Source organism: Lentihominibacter hominis (assembly GCF_014385065.1).
In the GTDB taxonomy this organism is placed as follows: Bacteria; Bacillota; Clostridia; order Peptostreptococcales; family Anaerovoracaceae; genus Lentihominibacter; species Lentihominibacter hominis.
Genome location: NZ_JACRTA010000003.1, coordinates 121,639 through 137,701 on the forward strand (window position 1 = coordinate 121,639; position 16,063 = coordinate 137,701).

At 36.0% G+C, this 16,063-nt stretch carries 16 protein-coding genes and 1 tRNA gene; 15 read left to right on the forward strand and 2 right to left on the reverse strand.

What is annotated here, in order from left to right:
• Positions 1–35: 35 nt before the first annotated feature.
• Positions 36–473 (reverse strand): MarR family winged helix-turn-helix transcriptional regulator, encoded by a 438-nt coding sequence (locus H8692_RS08585; RefSeq protein ID WP_177268658.1) that lies wholly within the window; start codon positions 471–473, stop codon positions 36–38.
• 303 nt (positions 474–776) lie between these two features.
• Here H8692_RS08585 and H8692_RS08590 point away from each other — a divergent pair, with 303 nt between their 5' ends.
• From H8692_RS08590 to H8692_RS08645, 12 genes are all read left to right on the forward strand, one after another.
• Positions 777–920 carry a hypothetical protein gene (locus H8692_RS08590; protein ID WP_187525671.1) on the forward strand — a complete coding sequence of 48 codons (144 nt, stop codon included), beginning with the start codon at positions 777–779 and terminating at the stop codon, positions 918–920.
• Positions 921–997: 77 nt separating this feature from the next.
• Positions 998–1,285 (forward strand): type II toxin-antitoxin system Phd/YefM family antitoxin, encoded by a 288-nt coding sequence (locus H8692_RS08595; RefSeq protein WP_177268657.1) that lies wholly within the window; start codon positions 998–1,000, stop codon positions 1,283–1,285.
• Positions 1,269–1,586, forward strand: a complete 318-nt coding sequence (locus H8692_RS08600) for a type II toxin-antitoxin system RelE/ParE family toxin (protein ID WP_177268655.1) — start codon at positions 1,269–1,271, stop codon at positions 1,584–1,586. Before H8692_RS08595 ends, H8692_RS08600 begins: the two co-directional genes overlap by 17 nt.
• A gap of 399 nt (positions 1,587–1,985) precedes the next feature.
• Positions 1,986–2,171 (forward strand): hypothetical protein, encoded by a 186-nt coding sequence (locus H8692_RS08605; protein ID WP_177268653.1) that lies wholly within the window; start codon positions 1,986–1,988, stop codon positions 2,169–2,171.
• A 119-nt stretch (positions 2,172–2,290) separates the two neighbouring features.
• Positions 2,291–2,404 carry a recombinase family protein gene (locus H8692_RS08610; protein WP_187525481.1) on the forward strand — a complete coding sequence of 38 codons (114 nt, stop codon included), beginning with the start codon at positions 2,291–2,293 and terminating at the stop codon, positions 2,402–2,404.
• A 189-nt stretch (positions 2,405–2,593) separates the two neighbouring features.
• Positions 2,594–2,737 (forward strand): hypothetical protein, encoded by a 144-nt coding sequence (locus tag H8692_RS08615; RefSeq protein ID WP_177268649.1) that lies wholly within the window; start codon positions 2,594–2,596, stop codon positions 2,735–2,737.
• Positions 2,738–2,755: 18 nt separating this feature from the next.
• Positions 2,756–4,327 carry a recombinase family protein gene (locus H8692_RS08620; RefSeq protein WP_187525482.1) on the forward strand — a complete coding sequence of 524 codons (1,572 nt, stop codon included), beginning with the start codon at positions 2,756–2,758 and terminating at the stop codon, positions 4,325–4,327.
• Positions 4,328–4,343: 16 nt separating this feature from the next.
• A complete protein-coding gene (locus H8692_RS10950; protein ID WP_346727794.1) occupies positions 4,344–5,147 on the forward strand; it encodes a D-alanyl-D-alanine carboxypeptidase family protein in 804 nt (267 codons plus the stop codon).
• Between the two features lie 24 nt (positions 5,148–5,171).
• Positions 5,172–5,408: a putative Se/S carrier-like protein gene (locus H8692_RS08630; protein ID WP_177268643.1), complete on the forward strand. Its 237-nt coding sequence runs from the start codon at positions 5,172–5,174 to the stop codon at positions 5,406–5,408.
• 338 nt (positions 5,409–5,746) lie between these two features.
• On the forward strand, positions 5,747–8,020 hold the full coding sequence (locus tag H8692_RS08635) for an SH3 domain-containing protein (protein WP_177268641.1): 2,274 nt from the start codon (positions 5,747–5,749) through the stop codon (positions 8,018–8,020).
• A 25-nt stretch (positions 8,021–8,045) separates the two neighbouring features.
• Positions 8,046–8,912, forward strand: a complete 867-nt coding sequence (locus H8692_RS08640; protein WP_187525484.1) for a hypothetical protein — start codon at positions 8,046–8,048, stop codon at positions 8,910–8,912.
• A gap of 538 nt (positions 8,913–9,450) precedes the next feature.
• On the forward strand, positions 9,451–12,324 hold the full coding sequence (locus H8692_RS08645) for a glucosaminidase domain-containing protein (protein WP_187525485.1): 2,874 nt from the start codon (positions 9,451–9,453) through the stop codon (positions 12,322–12,324).
• Positions 12,325–12,403: 79 nt separating this feature from the next.
• Here the strand turns inward: H8692_RS08645 and H8692_RS08650 are convergent, their stop codons facing one another.
• Positions 12,404–13,513, reverse strand: a complete 1,110-nt coding sequence (locus H8692_RS08650) for an aminopeptidase (protein ID WP_177268635.1) — start codon at positions 13,511–13,513, stop codon at positions 12,404–12,406.
• A gap of 101 nt (positions 13,514–13,614) precedes the next feature.
• On the opposite strand from H8692_RS08650, the gene H8692_RS10955 reads away from it, so the two are divergent.
• From H8692_RS10955 to H8692_RS08665, 3 genes are all read left to right on the forward strand, one after another.
• The gene (locus H8692_RS10955) at positions 13,615–14,574 is read left to right on the forward strand and encodes a diacylglycerol kinase family protein (protein WP_187525486.1); all 960 of its coding nucleotides are present in this window, start codon (positions 13,615–13,617) and stop codon (positions 14,572–14,574) included.
• A gap of 211 nt (positions 14,575–14,785) precedes the next feature.
• A tRNA-Ser gene (locus H8692_RS08660) sits at positions 14,786–14,873 on the forward strand.
• 871 nt (positions 14,874–15,744) lie between these two features.
• The gene (locus tag H8692_RS08665) at positions 15,745–16,059 is read left to right on the forward strand and encodes a nucleotide pyrophosphohydrolase (RefSeq protein ID WP_187525487.1); all 315 of its coding nucleotides are present in this window, start codon (positions 15,745–15,747) and stop codon (positions 16,057–16,059) included.
• Positions 16,060–16,063: the final 4 nt, after the last annotated feature.

A 16,063-nucleotide genomic window follows, 5' to 3' on the forward strand; every position in this document is an offset into this window, starting at 1 on the left:
CTCCTAAATTCAGTAGTCTGCTGCGGAAAATGCAATCAAAGCTCATTTAATTTTCTCCTCAAATTTTCTATATAAATATTTGTTAAGCGTAAAAGTTCCTTTTGTTCTTCCTCTTTCAGAGCGCTAAAAGCCTCATTTTCTTTTTGAACTACCGGCACAATATGGTTTTCAACAAATTGTTTTCCGGCCTCGGTTAAAAAAATGTGTTTATCCCGTCCTCGTCCCTGTTTTAGATAAATGTATCCCTCTTGTACCAGCTTTCGAATGGAAGAATTGACTGTCTGTTTATTTTGAAAAGCTTCGTGGCAAATATCCTTTTGCAGACAACCATCTCCCAGATCGTAAAGAATATAAAAGATACAAAATGCACTATCCGAAATCCCCATTTTCAACGCTGTCTCATGGTATAATTCATCAATTTCTTTGTCAAATTTGTTGAAATCCCGTTGTATTTCACTTGCTTTTCCCTGCATAAACTTACCTCCTTAGTATGATTTCATACTTAAATGGCTTTTATTATAGTATGAAATCGTACTCATAGTCAAGTATGTTTTCATACTTGACTATGAATTTTTCCTTAAATATAGAAAACCAACTGGGGTAGGACAGTCCAAAAGATCATCACGCTCCAGTTTCACTTACTACCAGCATTAATGGATTGGAGATTTGACATAAAAGAAAGTTTTAGACAATATTTTTGAAGAGAATGTGGATAAAAGGCATTATGTGTCACTTGAAATAATTGCAAAAAGGAAAGCGAAACGTACAGCTTTGATTTGAATAAATTTCCTGCAAAATTCATAGATATGCTTGCGAAAGAAATTGTGTATATGATGGCAATGAAATCTTCCGTGTCTTTAGAGGTCAACGGATGGGAACAGATTTTTGCAAAATGTGTTGGAGCTGAGTGGATAAGATAAATATATTTGATCTCATAGTCGTAAAAAGATATAATATATATATAATATTGATATGAAAATAAAGGGAGAGTTAAGCTATGAATATTCGACCATCTGCAGCCATCCGTCAGAACTATAACGAGATTGCCGATATGTGCCGAAAGACCGAAGAACCGGTTTTCCTTACCAAGAACGGTGAGGGCGATTTAGTCGTTATGGACATTGAAACTTACAACCGCAGGGAAAAAATGCTGAAGCTCCGTGAAGAACTGCTTGCTGTCGAGGAAGATAGGATACGTGGAAGCAAAGGATACTCTGTCGATGAAGTCGCTGCTATGATGCGTAGTGCAATCAAGGAGGCGTCAGATCGTGGAAAAGCAGAATAAATACCATGTGATTGTATCGAAACGGGCAACGCAGATGCTTGTTTCATACGCCGCATTTCTGGCACAGGTTAGTCCAGAGGTAGCGGAACGCTTGACTGTAGAGTTTGAAAAGACAGCAAATTCATTAGAACTGATGCCTCAGAGATGTCCGTGGCTCACAGGGAAATATATCCCCAGAAATGCCTACCGTTTTATCCTGTTTGAAAAACGTTATATGATAATTTTCCAGATAATTGATGACATCGTTTATGCTGACTATATAGTAGATTGCAGACAGGATTACAGATGGCTTATCAAATAACAACAGAGTATTGGAATGTTTTATCACATGCGGGCAGATCGTTGTTCTCTATGGAGATGAACTTGCCGCTGTCCTCTCTCTGTTGCCGGAATAGATACAGGAGGAAGTCTTTCAGTACAGTACACAGAAGTAAATCCGTGCGGAGTACGAACAGACCAGACGGTATACCCGGTTTACCTTAAAAAGGAAGTCATCATTTAATGAAAAAGGCAATCGGATTGAAGTGATTCCAGTATACAATGCCGACATACCAATCTTAAATAGGCTTTCTTTGTATTGAAAGAAGTGTATATTATGTTAGAAGTATATCCTGCTATATTTCATGAAGAAGATGGATTTTAGGCTGAATTTTCTGATTTTCCGGATTGTAATAGCTGCGGAAGTACATTATAGGAGACGATGGGGCCTTGCGTAAGAAGTTCTTGGACTATACTGGCAACTTTAGTAGAAGATGGTCAGGAAATACTGAAGGCATCAAATTTAAAAAATATTGGAACTGATGCCTTGGTTTCGTATATTTCTACTGATATGGATAAGTTTTGGAGAAATAATAAAGCGGTGAAAAATTTTAAAGAATGGCAATAATAAAATGATAAATGGCAGCTGTGATAGTTGCTATTTTTTATGCAGATTATTCTGGTAAATAAGTCAATAAACTTATAATGCCTCTAAATAATATTTATATAAATTTGGAGGTAATGAGAATGATTAAATGTGGATATTCAAGAGTAAGCAGTAAAGAACAAAAACTTGAAAGACAAATTGAAGCTCTTTGTAATTTAGGTATGAAAAAAGAAAAAATTCATTTTGATAAGTAGTCGGTAAAAGATTTTAATCGTACTGCATACAAAGAGCTTTTAAAAGTTGCAAAGAAAGATGACATTATCATTATAAAGTCTATTGATAAGTATAGTATGAATATTTATATTTAGTAAGTGTTTATTATGTGAATAATTACCTTTACTTATTAATATATTGTAAACGTATAAACAAATAGGAGGTTTTGTATGAAAAATGAAGTAAAAAAAGAAAATGAATATAACGTAAATGTAAAATATGGTAATCGACCATTAAATGAATGTATGGAAAACGTTATTCAAAAGTTAATTCTAAAAGCTCAACTTTCTAAATTAAACAATTCAAAATCTTAATACTGAGAAGGAGGAGGAATGAAAAGTAGAGCTGCAATTTATTGTAGGCTATCTAAAGAAGATATTGAAAAAAAAGAAAGTGATTATAGTGAATCTATAAAAAATCAAGAATCGATGCTAATTGAATATGCGAAACAACATAATTTTAGGATTGCAAAAATATATCGGGATGATGATTATAGTGGATTATATGCTGATCGTCCAGAGTTTAATAAACTTATAGAGGATGCTAAATTAGGACGTTTTGAAATTGTTATCGCAAAAACTCAAGCAAGATTTACAAGAAATATAGAGCATTTAGAAAGATACCTTCATCATGATTTTGTTGAATGGGGAATACGTTTTATAGGTGTTGTAGATAATGTAGATACTAATGTTTTAGGAAATAAAAAAGCAAGGCAAATAAATGGATTGATAAATGAATGGTATTGTGAAGATTTGTCTGCTAATATAAAAGCGAGCTTTCGTATTAAGCAGCTTAGAGGCGAATTTATAGGTTCGTCAGCTCCATATGGATATATCAAAGACCCAAACAATCATCATCGTTTAATTCCAGATGATTATGCAGCAAATGTAGTAAGGTTTATTTTTTCACTTTATTTGGCCGGGATGGGTAAAAGTAAAATTGCAAGAATTCTTACAGAAGAAGGGGTTCTTAGACCTGCTATCTATAAAAGAACACAATTAAAGCAGAATTATTATAATCCACATGAGAGGGAGTCAGACAAATGTTGGGTTTCTCAAACTGTGAAAGGGATTTTAGAAAATGAAGTTTATATTGGAAATACAATCCAGAATAAGGCAGTAAAAACTTCATTTAAGTCAAAACGTAAAAAGACAGTGGACAAGAAAGATTGGATTAGAGTTGAAAATACACATGTCCCTATAATAGATAAGGTTACATTTGAGATGGCTCAGGAGATTAAACGCAAGAAAAGTGTTCCTGTTAAAGCTATTGAAAAAGATGATTCTATTTTTGCAAGACGATTATTTTGTGCAGATTGTGGGAAAACGATGGTGCGAGCTTTTACCAGAAGTAAAAATAAACCTAAAGAAAGATATTATGTATGTAAAACTTATAAAGCTCATGGGAATTTAACATGTACAAGCCATAAAATTCATGAAAAAGTTTTGATAGATATAGTTTTGTCTGCTATACATAAAGAAGGAGAGCGGATTTTACAAGAAGAAGAAATTGAAAGGATAAAATCTATTGAGTTTAAAAAAGTGGTTTCTAATATAGAAAGTGAATTAGAGCATGTAAACGATGAGTTAAAAAAGCTTAATACATATAAAGAAAAGCTTTATGAGAGCTATATAGATAATATAGTATCAAAAGATGAATATCTTCTTTTAAAGAAAAAATATAATGATCAAATAGCCTTTTTTAAAAATAAAATTGAGCAATTACAAAAGAAAAAGGAAAATTCATCTGATGAGCAGGATCTGGCTTTAATCAGATGGATTAATAAATTTAAAAATCATATGTCAATTGATACTCTGAATAAAGAAGTTGTATCGGAATTAATTCAGAGAATAGAGGTTCACGAAAATAAAGAAGTAGACATATTATTTTATTTTCACCAGTAAAAATTGTTCCCAAACTATAGAAAAATTAAACGCTACCTGTGTTGCTCTCGCAGAGCATCTTAGTGGAAGTGTGGAAAGTTTCGTGGAGCTGATGAACCAACGTGCAAATAAAATGGGTCTTAAGGATAGTCATTTTGTGAATACCAATGGCCTTCCTGTAGCAAAGCATTATTCCTGTGCATATGATATAGGAATGATATCCAGAGAGCTTATGAAATTTGAAAATGCACGAGAATGGTTTACGGCATGGCAAGAAGATATCAAGGTAGGACTTCCCGGAAAGGAAAGCAAATTTACCCTGACTAATACAAATAAGTTAATCAGAAATTATAGCGGAGCAATAGGTGTCAAGACCGGTTTTACACAGGATGCAGGTTATTGTCTTTCAGGTGCTGCAGAAAGAGATTCAACAAGACTTATAGCAGTGGTACTTGGGTGTGAAACGAGCAAAATAAGGTTTGCCGAGATGGCGAAGCTTCTGGATTATGGATTTGCCAATTATCAGACAGTGCAGTTTGCTGAAAAAGGTGAGAAAATAAAGGATGTATCTGTATCGAAAGGTGATGAAGTAAAATTTTCTGCTGTAGCTGAAGATGATCTGGGAATCACAGTAAAAAAAGGCAGTAAGGACAATATAAAGAAAAAAATCGAAATATATGATGATCTCAAGTTACCAATAGAAAAGGGTGGAAAAGTGGGCAGTATGATCATATATAACGGAGAAGAAAAAGAAGCCGAATATGATCTTGTTTCTGATAGAGAGATAAAGCGTGCAGATTTTATGACTACATACATTCGTATGATTAAAAAACTTATATAAATCTGATAGATGGGAGGAATCCCTTTGAATAATAAAAAATGCTATCTTTTCTTTTCCGGCTATTATGTTGTTTCTACGGCATCACAGCTTTTGGCAAGGTATCAGGTGAGCAATAGAATCGTCAGAGCACCGGTATATCTGAGAGACAGTTGTAATTTTGCAGTTCTTATCGATGCTGAAGACGAACAGCGAAGTCTTACATTACTCGAAAAAGCAAAAATAGCCCTTGAGAAAAAAGCCTATACGGCCAAAACTATGTAACTAAATAGAAACTCAGAAAACAAATGCGTTTTCTGAGTTTTTTTATGACCTGCCCGTATCTATGATACGGCGCGCAGGTCAAACACAGAAACCACAGGGCATCAATTTATATTGACTGTTGTTGGCTTATATCAGTAATGTAATAAGAGAGATATATATAATAGAAAAATAATTTATATATTTGTTTGAATTTTGACTTAAATTGGAAGATGCGGAGGTAATATCAAAAGGGCTGTATATATTGACTTTTCAACGTTTTTGCTGTATAATTCCATTGTAAATCACGCTAAAAAACTATGAAAATAGATACAAAAAACATGGTATACAAGGAGGGAGTTATGTCAACAAGACGATTTACAAGAATTAACAGACTGATTTTAATAACAGTTGCGCTGATGATGGCTGTAATGATTTTCGCAGGATTGCCTTCTGCAGATTATGGGAGGGTGTACGCCTCAGGAGAAACTGCTAAAGTTACCGCTGACTTACTGTATGTGAGGAGCGGTCCGGGAACAAATTATTCAAGAATAGGCTCTTTAAGTCAAGGTAAAACTTTTGTCGTTAAAGGCTCTGCCAAAGATTCGTCAGGGGTCACATGGTATAAATTAAACTATGGCTCAAAGACGGGTTATGTATCATCGAAATATGTTAACATAAAACAAAATTCTGTAATATCGGTTTCGAATACACAAGGAACGGTAAATACAAAAACTGATCCTCTTACGGTAAGAAGCGGACCCGGTTCCAGTTATAAAAGTCTGGGAAGTATTGCCAAAGGAAAGACTTTTACCATAAAAGGAAAGGTTCAAGATTTTTCAGGAGTATGGTGGTATACTTTTGATTTTAACGGAAAAACCGGGTATGTTTCTTCTGCATATGTCAAGACCAGCTCCACTTCTACAAGTGTTACGGAGATAAAAGGAACTACAGGTACAGTAAATACAAAAACTGATCCTCTTACGGTAAGAAGTGGTCCGGGTGCAAGCTACAGCAGTCTTGGAACATTGGCAAAGGGCAAAACTTTTGCGGTGACAGGCAAGGCTCAAGACAGTTCAGGAACGTGGTGGTATAGACTTACATATAGCGGAAAGACAGGTTATGTATCATCAAAATATGTTACTGTAAAAACTGATTCAGGAGCTACAGAGAAGCCTCAGAATTCTAAAGGAACAGTAAATACCAAGTCGGATCCTCTTACAGTAAGAAGCGGACCGGGAACCAGTTACGGAAGTATCGGTACTCTGGCCAAGGGAAAAACTTTTGAGATTGTCGGCAGTGCAAAAGATACTTCAGGAAAACTTTGGTATAAACTTACATATAACGGAAGATTTGGATATGTTTCAGCTGATTATGTGAAAGTTACAGATAAAGAAGACAGCGGAAATACGGGTGACAATACAGGAGGAACGTCCAGTAAGCCTGTTACCTTCCAGATGGGAACGACAACAGCGCCGAGTGGTCTTAATGTAAGGAGTGGTCCGGGAACCAACTACAGCAGACTTACGACACTGCCTAAGGGAACAGCAGTGACTATTACCGGATCCGCCAAGGCAAGCGACGGGAAAGTATGGTACAAGTATCAATACAGTGCCGCTAAGGACGGATATATATGTTCTGATTATGTAACAGTGAAAACGGTAACTTCAGACAGTGAATTTGAATCATATATGACATCTCAGGGATTTCCTGAAAGTTATAAGCCGGGGCTTAGGGTTCTTCATGCATCTCACCCTCAATGGATATTCAAGTCGTATAATGTAGGATATACATGGTCACAGGCCATTTCAAAGGAAACTGCCAATGTATCTACTAATCTTGTCAGCTCTTCTTCACCTGTATCATACAGATCTACAGCCCCCGGATCATATAACTCAGCTACGAAGACATGGTCTACATTTGACGGAGGCTGGTATGCGGCAAGCGATAAAGTTGTGGCATATTATATGGACCCCAGGAATTTCTTGAGTGAAAGCGGAATATATCAGTTTATGACTCATAAGTATGACAGTGGATCGCAAAGCGCTAATACAGTGGCAGCAGTAATAAACGGATCTTTCATGCAGAGTAGGAATCCGGGAGGCGGGTATAGTTCATATTCCGCGCTGATAAATGCTGCGGGAAAAAATACAGGAGTAAATCCTAATGTTCTTGCAGCAATGATAATACAGGAACAGGGATGGAACGGAAGCAGCCTTGTATCAGGTACATATCCGGGGTATCAAGGATATTATAACTTTTTCAATATTGGAGCATATACGACAAGCTCTATGAATGCGATACAGAGAGGGTTATGGTATGCGAAGGGCTCGGGAGTAGGAGCGACAAGTTATTCCAGACCTTGGAATACTCCGTATAAATCTATTGAAGGCGGAGCAAAATTTTATTCAGGAGAGTATGTTTCCAACAAACAGGATTCATACTATACTAAGAAGTTCAATGTTAAAAATGGTGTAAATAAAGTAGGTACTCATCAATATATGACTAATGTTGCAGGCGCGGCAGGTGAAGGTAGCATTGTGAAAAGAGCTTACAGCAGCAACGACAATTATCCTGTAGTATTTGAGATTCCTGTTTACAATAGTATGCCTGTATCTGCTTGCCAGCTGCCGTAAACAGCGATAATGATTCGAGGGGTTTATGATGACGCATTGTAAAGAGAAAGAAAATTTAGCAGAATGTATTTTAAGAAAAATGATAATAACGGTGATGGTATTAGCTTTGCTGATACCCATCATCTCGCCTAAGGTATTCGCAGCATCCTCTGTAACAATAAGCGGAGGAGATAATATAAAAGGAGGAGATACTTTTACTGTTGCTGTTACCTTTGGAGGAGGCGATATAGGGCGTGTTGACGGAAGCCTGTCATATGATACAGAGAAACTTACGTATATATCAGGAGGAAGCAGTACGGGAAATTCCGGCTATATACAGCTTAAGGAAGCCAGTACTGACGGCAGTGTTACTTTTAATATAGAGTTTCAGGCTTTAGATGAAGGAGATACAGTGTTACAGGTGGCGACAAGAGAGATGTATGATCTCAATGAGGTTTATATGAGCGAAACTCCTTCTGCTTCTAAAACAATATCAATATCCGGAAGTGCTGCTTCCCAGCAAATTATAACTCAAACATCTTCTCCGGATCAGCCTGTAGCGGAAACAGAGCTCAAAGGTGTAGACGAAAAACCCGATGAGGGTATTTCCGGAAAGACCTTATTTATGGTAATCATTATTGCGGTACCAATTGTGTTGATAATAATAATAGCAATAATTTTATCTAAAAAGAAAAAATCAAAGGATGACATCAGTGGCAAAAAAGAGAATCAAGATGATGAATGTCATGATAACATAGATTATCACAGAGAAAACCGGCATATTGACGGTGAAGTTTCAGAAAATATTGTCAGAAAGGAAAAATCAGAACAGAAAAAAGCTGTAAAAAAGAAAGCTTCGGAAGAAACTGAAAACTGGGCAGACTGGAATGGCTTTGATGATAATGACTTATAGGATAAGTAAAAAAGAGCATCTGAAATTAAAATCAGACGTTCTTTTTTTACGGCAAGATAAATGAAGAAAAGTAAATTAAGATAATAAGTTGTAAAAAATAATATTTAAAAATTAGTTTTTATAAAAACTCAGTAAGTTGTAATAGAAATTTACTAAAGGCTTAAAACATTGACATTTCAACGTTTTTAAGGTATTATTATAGCATAGTTTGCTTAAGAAAAGCAGATAAAAGTACTAAAAAAGCTGATTGACAAGTTTAGGATTATGTAAATTAATTAAAGGAGGTGAATGAAATTATATGTTTTTACGAAGCTTATATCAACTGAATCGTTTGAAATTAGATATGAATCCATTTGAAGATTTTTTAGATAAGTTTCTGTTAAAATTAAATAGAAAAGAAGAAATGTAATTTACATAAAACATTTACAGAAAACTATTTAAACTCGCCAGACAGCATGTATTTTGACTAAAAAATGAGTTGTATGTGAGATTTTAATGTAAATTTTAATATAATGTGATAAAAGGAGGATAAGGAAAAGTGAAAAAACGAAAGATACTGGCATTGGCTCTTTCGCTGTGCTTAATGGTAAATGGTGCTTTTATTTTAGAAAGCAGCGCTGCGGAAGCCGGCAGTGAAAAGTCATCTGAATCTCTCAGTGATGAGAATCAATACAGAGAAATAACTATAATGGATGAGAACGGCAACATCACGGAATCTGAAGATTTTGACGGTAAATTTCCGGAATCTGAAGTGGTTGACCCGACAAGACAGACAAGAAGCAGGTCTGCAAGGTCTTCTTCATATGTGGTGAATTTTAATACTAAAAGTAACGATACAACATCATATACGGAAGCAGCAACGGGAAAAGCAGGGTATACTAATGGAGATTATGGTGCTGATGCGGCTTATCTTGGGACAAGCGGCGGCAAGGTAAAGTTCATGATGTCAGGCGTAGTAGGTCTTGTCAATTCCAGTGAAGTTCAGATCATTTCTGTTGATAGTGCAAAAGTTATCAGCGGGTATGAAGTTTCAAACGGAAGACTCCTTCACGGTATAGTATGTGATATGACTACGCCGGGCTATAACACCAAACTTGACAATGGCAAAGCTCCTTCATATTTAAAGGCAGGAGTTAAATACTACAGTTACGATGGACATTATTTTTATACCGATTATGCTACCATGCTGTCAGATTATCAGAATAACACGAGAAGCAATTCTGTGAATCCAAAAAGTCCGTATTATAATTATTATCAATATCTGCCTATGAGAACCGTTACTTCATACAGCAGCAGTACTCTAAGTTCTATGATAAACAGCAGATCTTCAAGCAGTTCTAAGATGTATAATACCGGAAACAGCTTTGTGAACAATCAGAATACATATGGAGTCAATGCGCTCTTAATGACAGGTATAGCTGCTAATGAAAGTGCATGGGGAAGCAGTTCTATAGCTAAGAACAAGAATAATCTTTTTGGTCTAAATGCTGTTGACAGTTCACCGGGGACAAGTTCATATACATATGCCAGTGTAGATGTCTGCATAAAAGATTTTGCCAATGGCTGGATGTCAAGGGGATATCTGAATCCTAAAGATTGGAGATATTTCGGTGGTTTTCTCGGGAATAAAGCCAGCGGTCTGAATGTGAAATATGCATCAGATCCGTTTTGGGGAGAAAAAGCAGCTAATATTGCTTACAGCCTTGATAAATCCGGTGGAAGCAAGGATTATGACAAATATACTATTGGAATAAAAGATACGATAGCTACATCAGATAAAAACAATTATAATGATGTGAATGTGAGAAAAGAAGCGTCTACAGCTTCCGGCTCCAGTGTGCTTTATTCAACGGGTTCTTCGGCAAGTTATTCAGTAGTTTGCTTAAACAGTGAAACTAAAAATTCCTTCTATAAGATACAGAGCGATGCGGTTTTGAACAGTAGCAGAACAGGAGTAAACAGCAGTTCGGGAAATTATAGTTTTGACAGCATGTATGCCTATATACATTCGGATTATGTAATTCCTGTGAACAGTGGCACTGATACATCTCAGGAACCTGATTCCGAGCCGGTAACATTAAGTTCCATTAAAATAACAACGCCTCCTGAAAAAACAGTATATACAGAGGGCGATAAATTCAATGCTTCAGGCATGAAAGTAACAGCAATATTCAGCGACGGCTCGACTGAAGATGTGACAAGTAAGGTTACGTATACAGATCAGGCACTTAAGATAACTGATACTGATATCACTATCAGTTATAAAACCGGAAATGTAACTAAAACCGCAGTGCAGACAATCACTGTAAAAGAGAAAGCAGAGATAACATCTGTAAAGGTAAATCCTGCAGAAATCACTTTGGAACAGGGTGAGCAAAAAACTTTTGGCGTATCTGTTGCCGGAAAAGGTGATTTTTCCACAGAGGTCGAATGGAGCGTTTCAGGAAATAAAAGCGAGAATACTGTTATAGATGATAATGGCAAACTTACTATATCCTCAGATGAAAGTGCTGAGTCAGTTACGATTAAGGCTGTTTCCAAGGAAGATTCAAGTAAGTCTGCTTCTGTGATTGTAACTATTAAGAAGAAAACGGGAGAAGAACAGAAGCCTTCAGATAAACCACAGACCCCTGATGAGCCGAATATTCCTGAGGTACCGGATGCAACTGAAACTGAAAAAGATGAACTTAAAGATAATGATTCAGGTATAACTCTTTCAGGCAATTTCAGTGAGGGAGCTAAATTAAATGTCACCGAGATAACTGCTGAATCAATGGGAGATTCGGGAAGCATCATTTCGTATGAAGATATAATAAAAACTGTTGCAGATAAGGTAGTATTAGGAGTATATGAAATATCTCTTGAAGGAACTTTTGAAGATTCTATAACTCTTACATTTAAAGTAGAAGACAAATATGAGGGCTGGAATGCTACAGTTCTCCATTATACAGAAAAAGCTTCGTCTGAAGGAGATCAGGAAAATGAAGTTTCAGAGGATGTATATAAAGAGACATATGAATCTACTGTCAAAGACGGAGTTGTTGCAATACAAGTTGACAGCCTGTCACCGTTTGTTTTGGCAGTCGAAGATCCTGACAAAGAAAATTCCGGCGGAGATAACACAGAAGGAACAGTTACCGATGAATCTGATTCAGAAAGCGATCAGACAATTGGTGATGCTAACGAAAACAGCCAAGATGATGTAAACAGCGGAGAAACCACAAAAGAAGATAAAGAGGGAAACGGAATTGAGGATACTGATGAGACTAAAGCGCAGAATGCGACTCAGGATAAGGACAAGTCTGCTGAAACAGGGGACAGCTTCCCAATAACAATACTTGTGATAGTGGCAGTAATAGCAGTATTGTGTATAATAGGAATATTGCTGAGCAGAAAGTTTATGAAGAAATAGAATGTATTGTTTTAAATGTATAATACGTTAATGAAATAAGATAAAAAGTAGGAGATCCTGTGATTCGGATCTCCTGTTTTTATTTAAGATTTTCGGGATTGAGGCATTCCAGCTCAGGAAGAGTAAATATGCCGTCTTTTCTTATGAGTTTGTTATCGAAATATATTTCGCCTCCTCCGTATTCAGGTCTTTGTATAGTGACAAGATCCCAGTGGACAGCTGATTTATTACCGTTAAAAGCATCTTCATAGGCTGCTCCCGGTGTAAGATGAAAACTGCCTGCAATTTTCTCATCAAAAAGCGTATCCTTCATTGGGTGAAGGATATAGGGGTTGACTCCTAAAGCAAATTCACCGAAGAATCTTGCGCCTTCATCAGTATCCAGCAACTTATTTATCCTATCATTATTGTTGGAAGAAGCCTTGATGATTTTTCCGTTTTTTATTTCAAATATAATGTTTTCGAAGGTGAAACCTTGTTCTTCTGACGGGGTATTGTAGGAAATGATTCCGTTTATTGAGTCTTTTACAGGAGCTGTGTAAACCTCTCCATCAGGAATATTGCATTCGCCTCCACATTTTATGGCGGGAATATCTTTTATGGAAAATGAAAGATCTGTACCGGGTCCCTTGATAGTGACTTTATCTGTTTTATTCATCAGATCCACGAGAGAGTCCATGGACTTGCTCATTTTTTTGTAGTCGAGAGTGCAGACATCAAAATAAAAATCCTCGAAAGCTTCAAGACTGCTGTTTGACAGCTGCGCCATAGAAGCATTAGGATATCTGAGTATGACCCACTTGGTTTTGTTTACTCTCTGATCCAGAACGGGTCTTGTAATTTTACTGTAAAGATTAAGCTTTTCAGCCGGGACATCAGAGAGTTCTGAAGTATTATCTCCGGCCCGTACTGCTATATATGCCTGCATACCTTTCATCTGAGCCATCTGATATTCATTCATAAACTCAATCTGATTTTCACTGCAGCCAAGAAGTATTTCTCTGGTGATCTGAGTATCTTTGATCTCAGTATAAGGCAGTCCGCCTTTTGCATATACATTTTTTATCAGTTGTCTGACAAGTGGTTTACAGCATTCTCCTTCGTAAGAGATGAGGACTTTTTCCCCTTTTTGTACGTTGCATGAGTAACCGACCAACAGGTCAGCAAGCTTTTTGATTCGCGGATCCATGAATTCCTCCCTGTCTTGTATATATCAATATTTTAATTTACTATAGCCTATTGTACCCTAAGTATGGTATTTTTAAAAGGAAAGAATGATGGGAGGAAAAGGTGAGATATTTTTTTATAGTCAATCCTAATTCAGGTAAAAAGAAAAAGCAGCGACATATGATTGAATCACTTGAGATCGCAGCTGTACGTCTCGGAATAAAATATGAAATACACTATACACGAGGAACAAAAGACGGAGAGATATATGTCAGGAATTTATGCAGAAAATACTCAGGTACTGATGAAAAATTGAGAATATATGCCTGTGGGGGAGATGGAACCATAAATGAAGTTGTTAATGGAGCTTTTGGATATGGTAATGTGGAGATTGGGGCGATTCCTCTTGGGACAGGCAATGATTATATAAGAAATTATGGAAGTGCAGCCGATTTTCTCAATATGGAAAAACAGCTTACATCAGATTCCGTTTTCAGTGATCTTATCAGGTATGAAGCAGAGTATGGGAACGTTATGACAGAAGGGTACTGTGTGAATATGTTTAATGTAGGATTTGACTGTAACGTTGTGGATATGACTTCAAAAGTAAAACGCATTCCTCTTATAAGCGGCTCACTGGCTTATCTGATATCTGTAGCTGTGATACTCATAAGAAAAAGAGGAGCCGATCTGAGTATCTATTATTCTGATGGATCGTATGTGAGAGGAAAGATTCTTCTTCTTGCAATCGCTAACGGCTGTTATTGTGGGGGTGGAGTAAAAGGTGTTCCATACAGTAAAACAAATGATGGTCTTATGGATGTAAGCGTTGTAAAAAGCATAACAAGGCGAATGTTTGTCGCCCTTTTTCCAAGTTACGCTAAAGGTACTCATATGGAGAAAGCAGCTGTACGAAAGAAAGACGTGATAAAGTATACGAAAGAAGAACAGCTCATTATTGCTGCCAACAGAGAAAGTCTGCGTCTTTGCATTGACGGAGAAATAACAACACAGAAAAAAGCAAAATTTTCAATAGTTCATAACGCTTTTAAATTTATTGTTCCGGAAAGAAGTAAAACTTAATAGTATAAAATGTATTTTTTTCGTTAAAGCTGTATCAGCTCATTAAAAGAAAGTACGTATAGGACATCAGTAGTAAATCTTGCAGAGCATTTGCTACTGAGAGATAATCTTCTGATTTGTAAAACACTACTTGCATGAAATTCCGTTTTAATGTATACTAAACCACATCGGTAAATAGGTAGAAAGTAGTTTTATTTATTATGGTTTACATGGAGAGTTGTCAGAGTGGTCGATCGTGCAGCACTCGAAATGCTGTGTCCTTAACCGGACCCAGGGTTCGAATCCCTGACTCTCCGCCAATAAACAATGCGTCCAATAGGGCGCATTGTTTGTTTTGCGGTGAATTTATGGGATTCAAGGCCGAACCATGTTTGAGGGGTGTGTTTGAAGAATAACAGTTTTATCTTGAAATTTTATGACTTATGTGCTTAATAATCTCTATAAAATTTAAGTAGAAGTTATACTCTGATATCTTATCGTATGGTTTATAAAAAAGAGTTTTAACAATTGTCTTATGTATCTGAAAGTCAGCGCAGTAAGGATACAGAAGAAAATGGAAGATAATGGCGTCATTTTCTTGCATTAAAAGCATTGTAAACCAATACTATGTGCTTTATCAAAGAGTTAGGTTTTAAGAAATGGAAGTATGAAGCGATAACGAAACGGGAAAAGTGTTTCCATTCAATTGATACGGACTTTTTTATTTGTTATCAATAGAATATAAAATTCAATTAATTCAATTTTGTATAAATCTTTAAAAATCGTAGATCTGTTATAATGCTTGTAGTATAATTTGTTATGTATTATTGTATATATTTAAAAGCAAAATGCGAAAATTTGAAAGATTATGGCGTTCTTAGGTTAGTAAAGTAGATACTTGGATAAAAGCCTGTACTGCAGTTGATAAGCAATTTGATTAGAAGGTCTGCTGTTTGGATTTTATTGAATTGTATAAATATCTTGAAAAAATATTTAGTTGGTTTTACTTAAAAAAGAGTGAATCAGCAAAAAGAAAACTGTGATTTTAGATATATGGTTTTTAAGATTCTATGTTTAACAAAGTCATCATTTATTAGGATTTTTTATAAATAATGTAATTGCTATGGTTTATAGTACTATGAAATGTATTAGATATTATATTTAGCTTAAAATGAATTGGCGGAGGTAAAAATGCAAAAGCTCATAGAGGAAATACGCATATTTAACAAGGAGAGAGACTGGGATCAGTTTCATACTGAAGAAAACCTTGCAAAATCGATTAGTATTGAGGCTGGAGAGCTTCTCGAATGTTTCCAATGGGACAGCAGTTACGATTGTGAAGAAGTGTGTGAAGAATTGGCAGATGTTCTCTCGTACTGTATTATGCTTGCAGATAGAATGAATGTGGATATTGAAGAAATTGTACTAAGTAAACTTGAAGAGACAAAACTAAAGTATCCTGTAGATAAGGCTAAAGGCATCAGTACAAAATATACAAAATTGTAATAGG

Bases quoted from the DNA above. Each gene is read 5' to 3' on its own strand.
- H8692_RS08620 (WP_187525482.1), top strand. From the start codon at position 2,756: ATGAAAAGTAGAGCTGCAATTTATTGTAGGCTATCTAAAGAAGATATT.
- H8692_RS08640 (WP_187525484.1), top strand. From the start codon at position 8,046: ATGATGACGCATTGTAAAGAGAAAGAAAATTTAGCAGAATGTATTTTA.
- H8692_RS08665 (WP_187525487.1), top strand. From the start codon at position 15,745: ATGCAAAAGCTCATAGAGGAAATACGCATATTTAACAAGGAGAGAGAC.
- H8692_RS08595 (WP_177268657.1), top strand. From the start codon at position 998: ATGAATATTCGACCATCTGCAGCCATCCGTCAGAACTATAACGAGATT.
- H8692_RS08610 (WP_187525481.1), top strand. From the start codon at position 2,291: ATGATTAAATGTGGATATTCAAGAGTAAGCAGTAAAGAACAAAAACTT.
- H8692_RS08585 (WP_177268658.1), bottom strand. From the start codon at position 473: ATGCAGGGAAAAGCAAGTGAAATACAACGGGATTTCAACAAATTTGAC.
- H8692_RS08605 (WP_177268653.1), top strand. From the start codon at position 1,986: ATGGGGCCTTGCGTAAGAAGTTCTTGGACTATACTGGCAACTTTAGTA.
- H8692_RS08615 (WP_177268649.1), top strand. From the start codon at position 2,594: ATGAAAAATGAAGTAAAAAAAGAAAATGAATATAACGTAAATGTAAAA.
- H8692_RS08650 (WP_177268635.1), bottom strand. From the start codon at position 13,513: ATGGATCCGCGAATCAAAAAGCTTGCTGACCTGTTGGTCGGTTACTCA.
- H8692_RS08635 (WP_177268641.1), top strand. From the start codon at position 5,747: ATGTCAACAAGACGATTTACAAGAATTAACAGACTGATTTTAATAACA.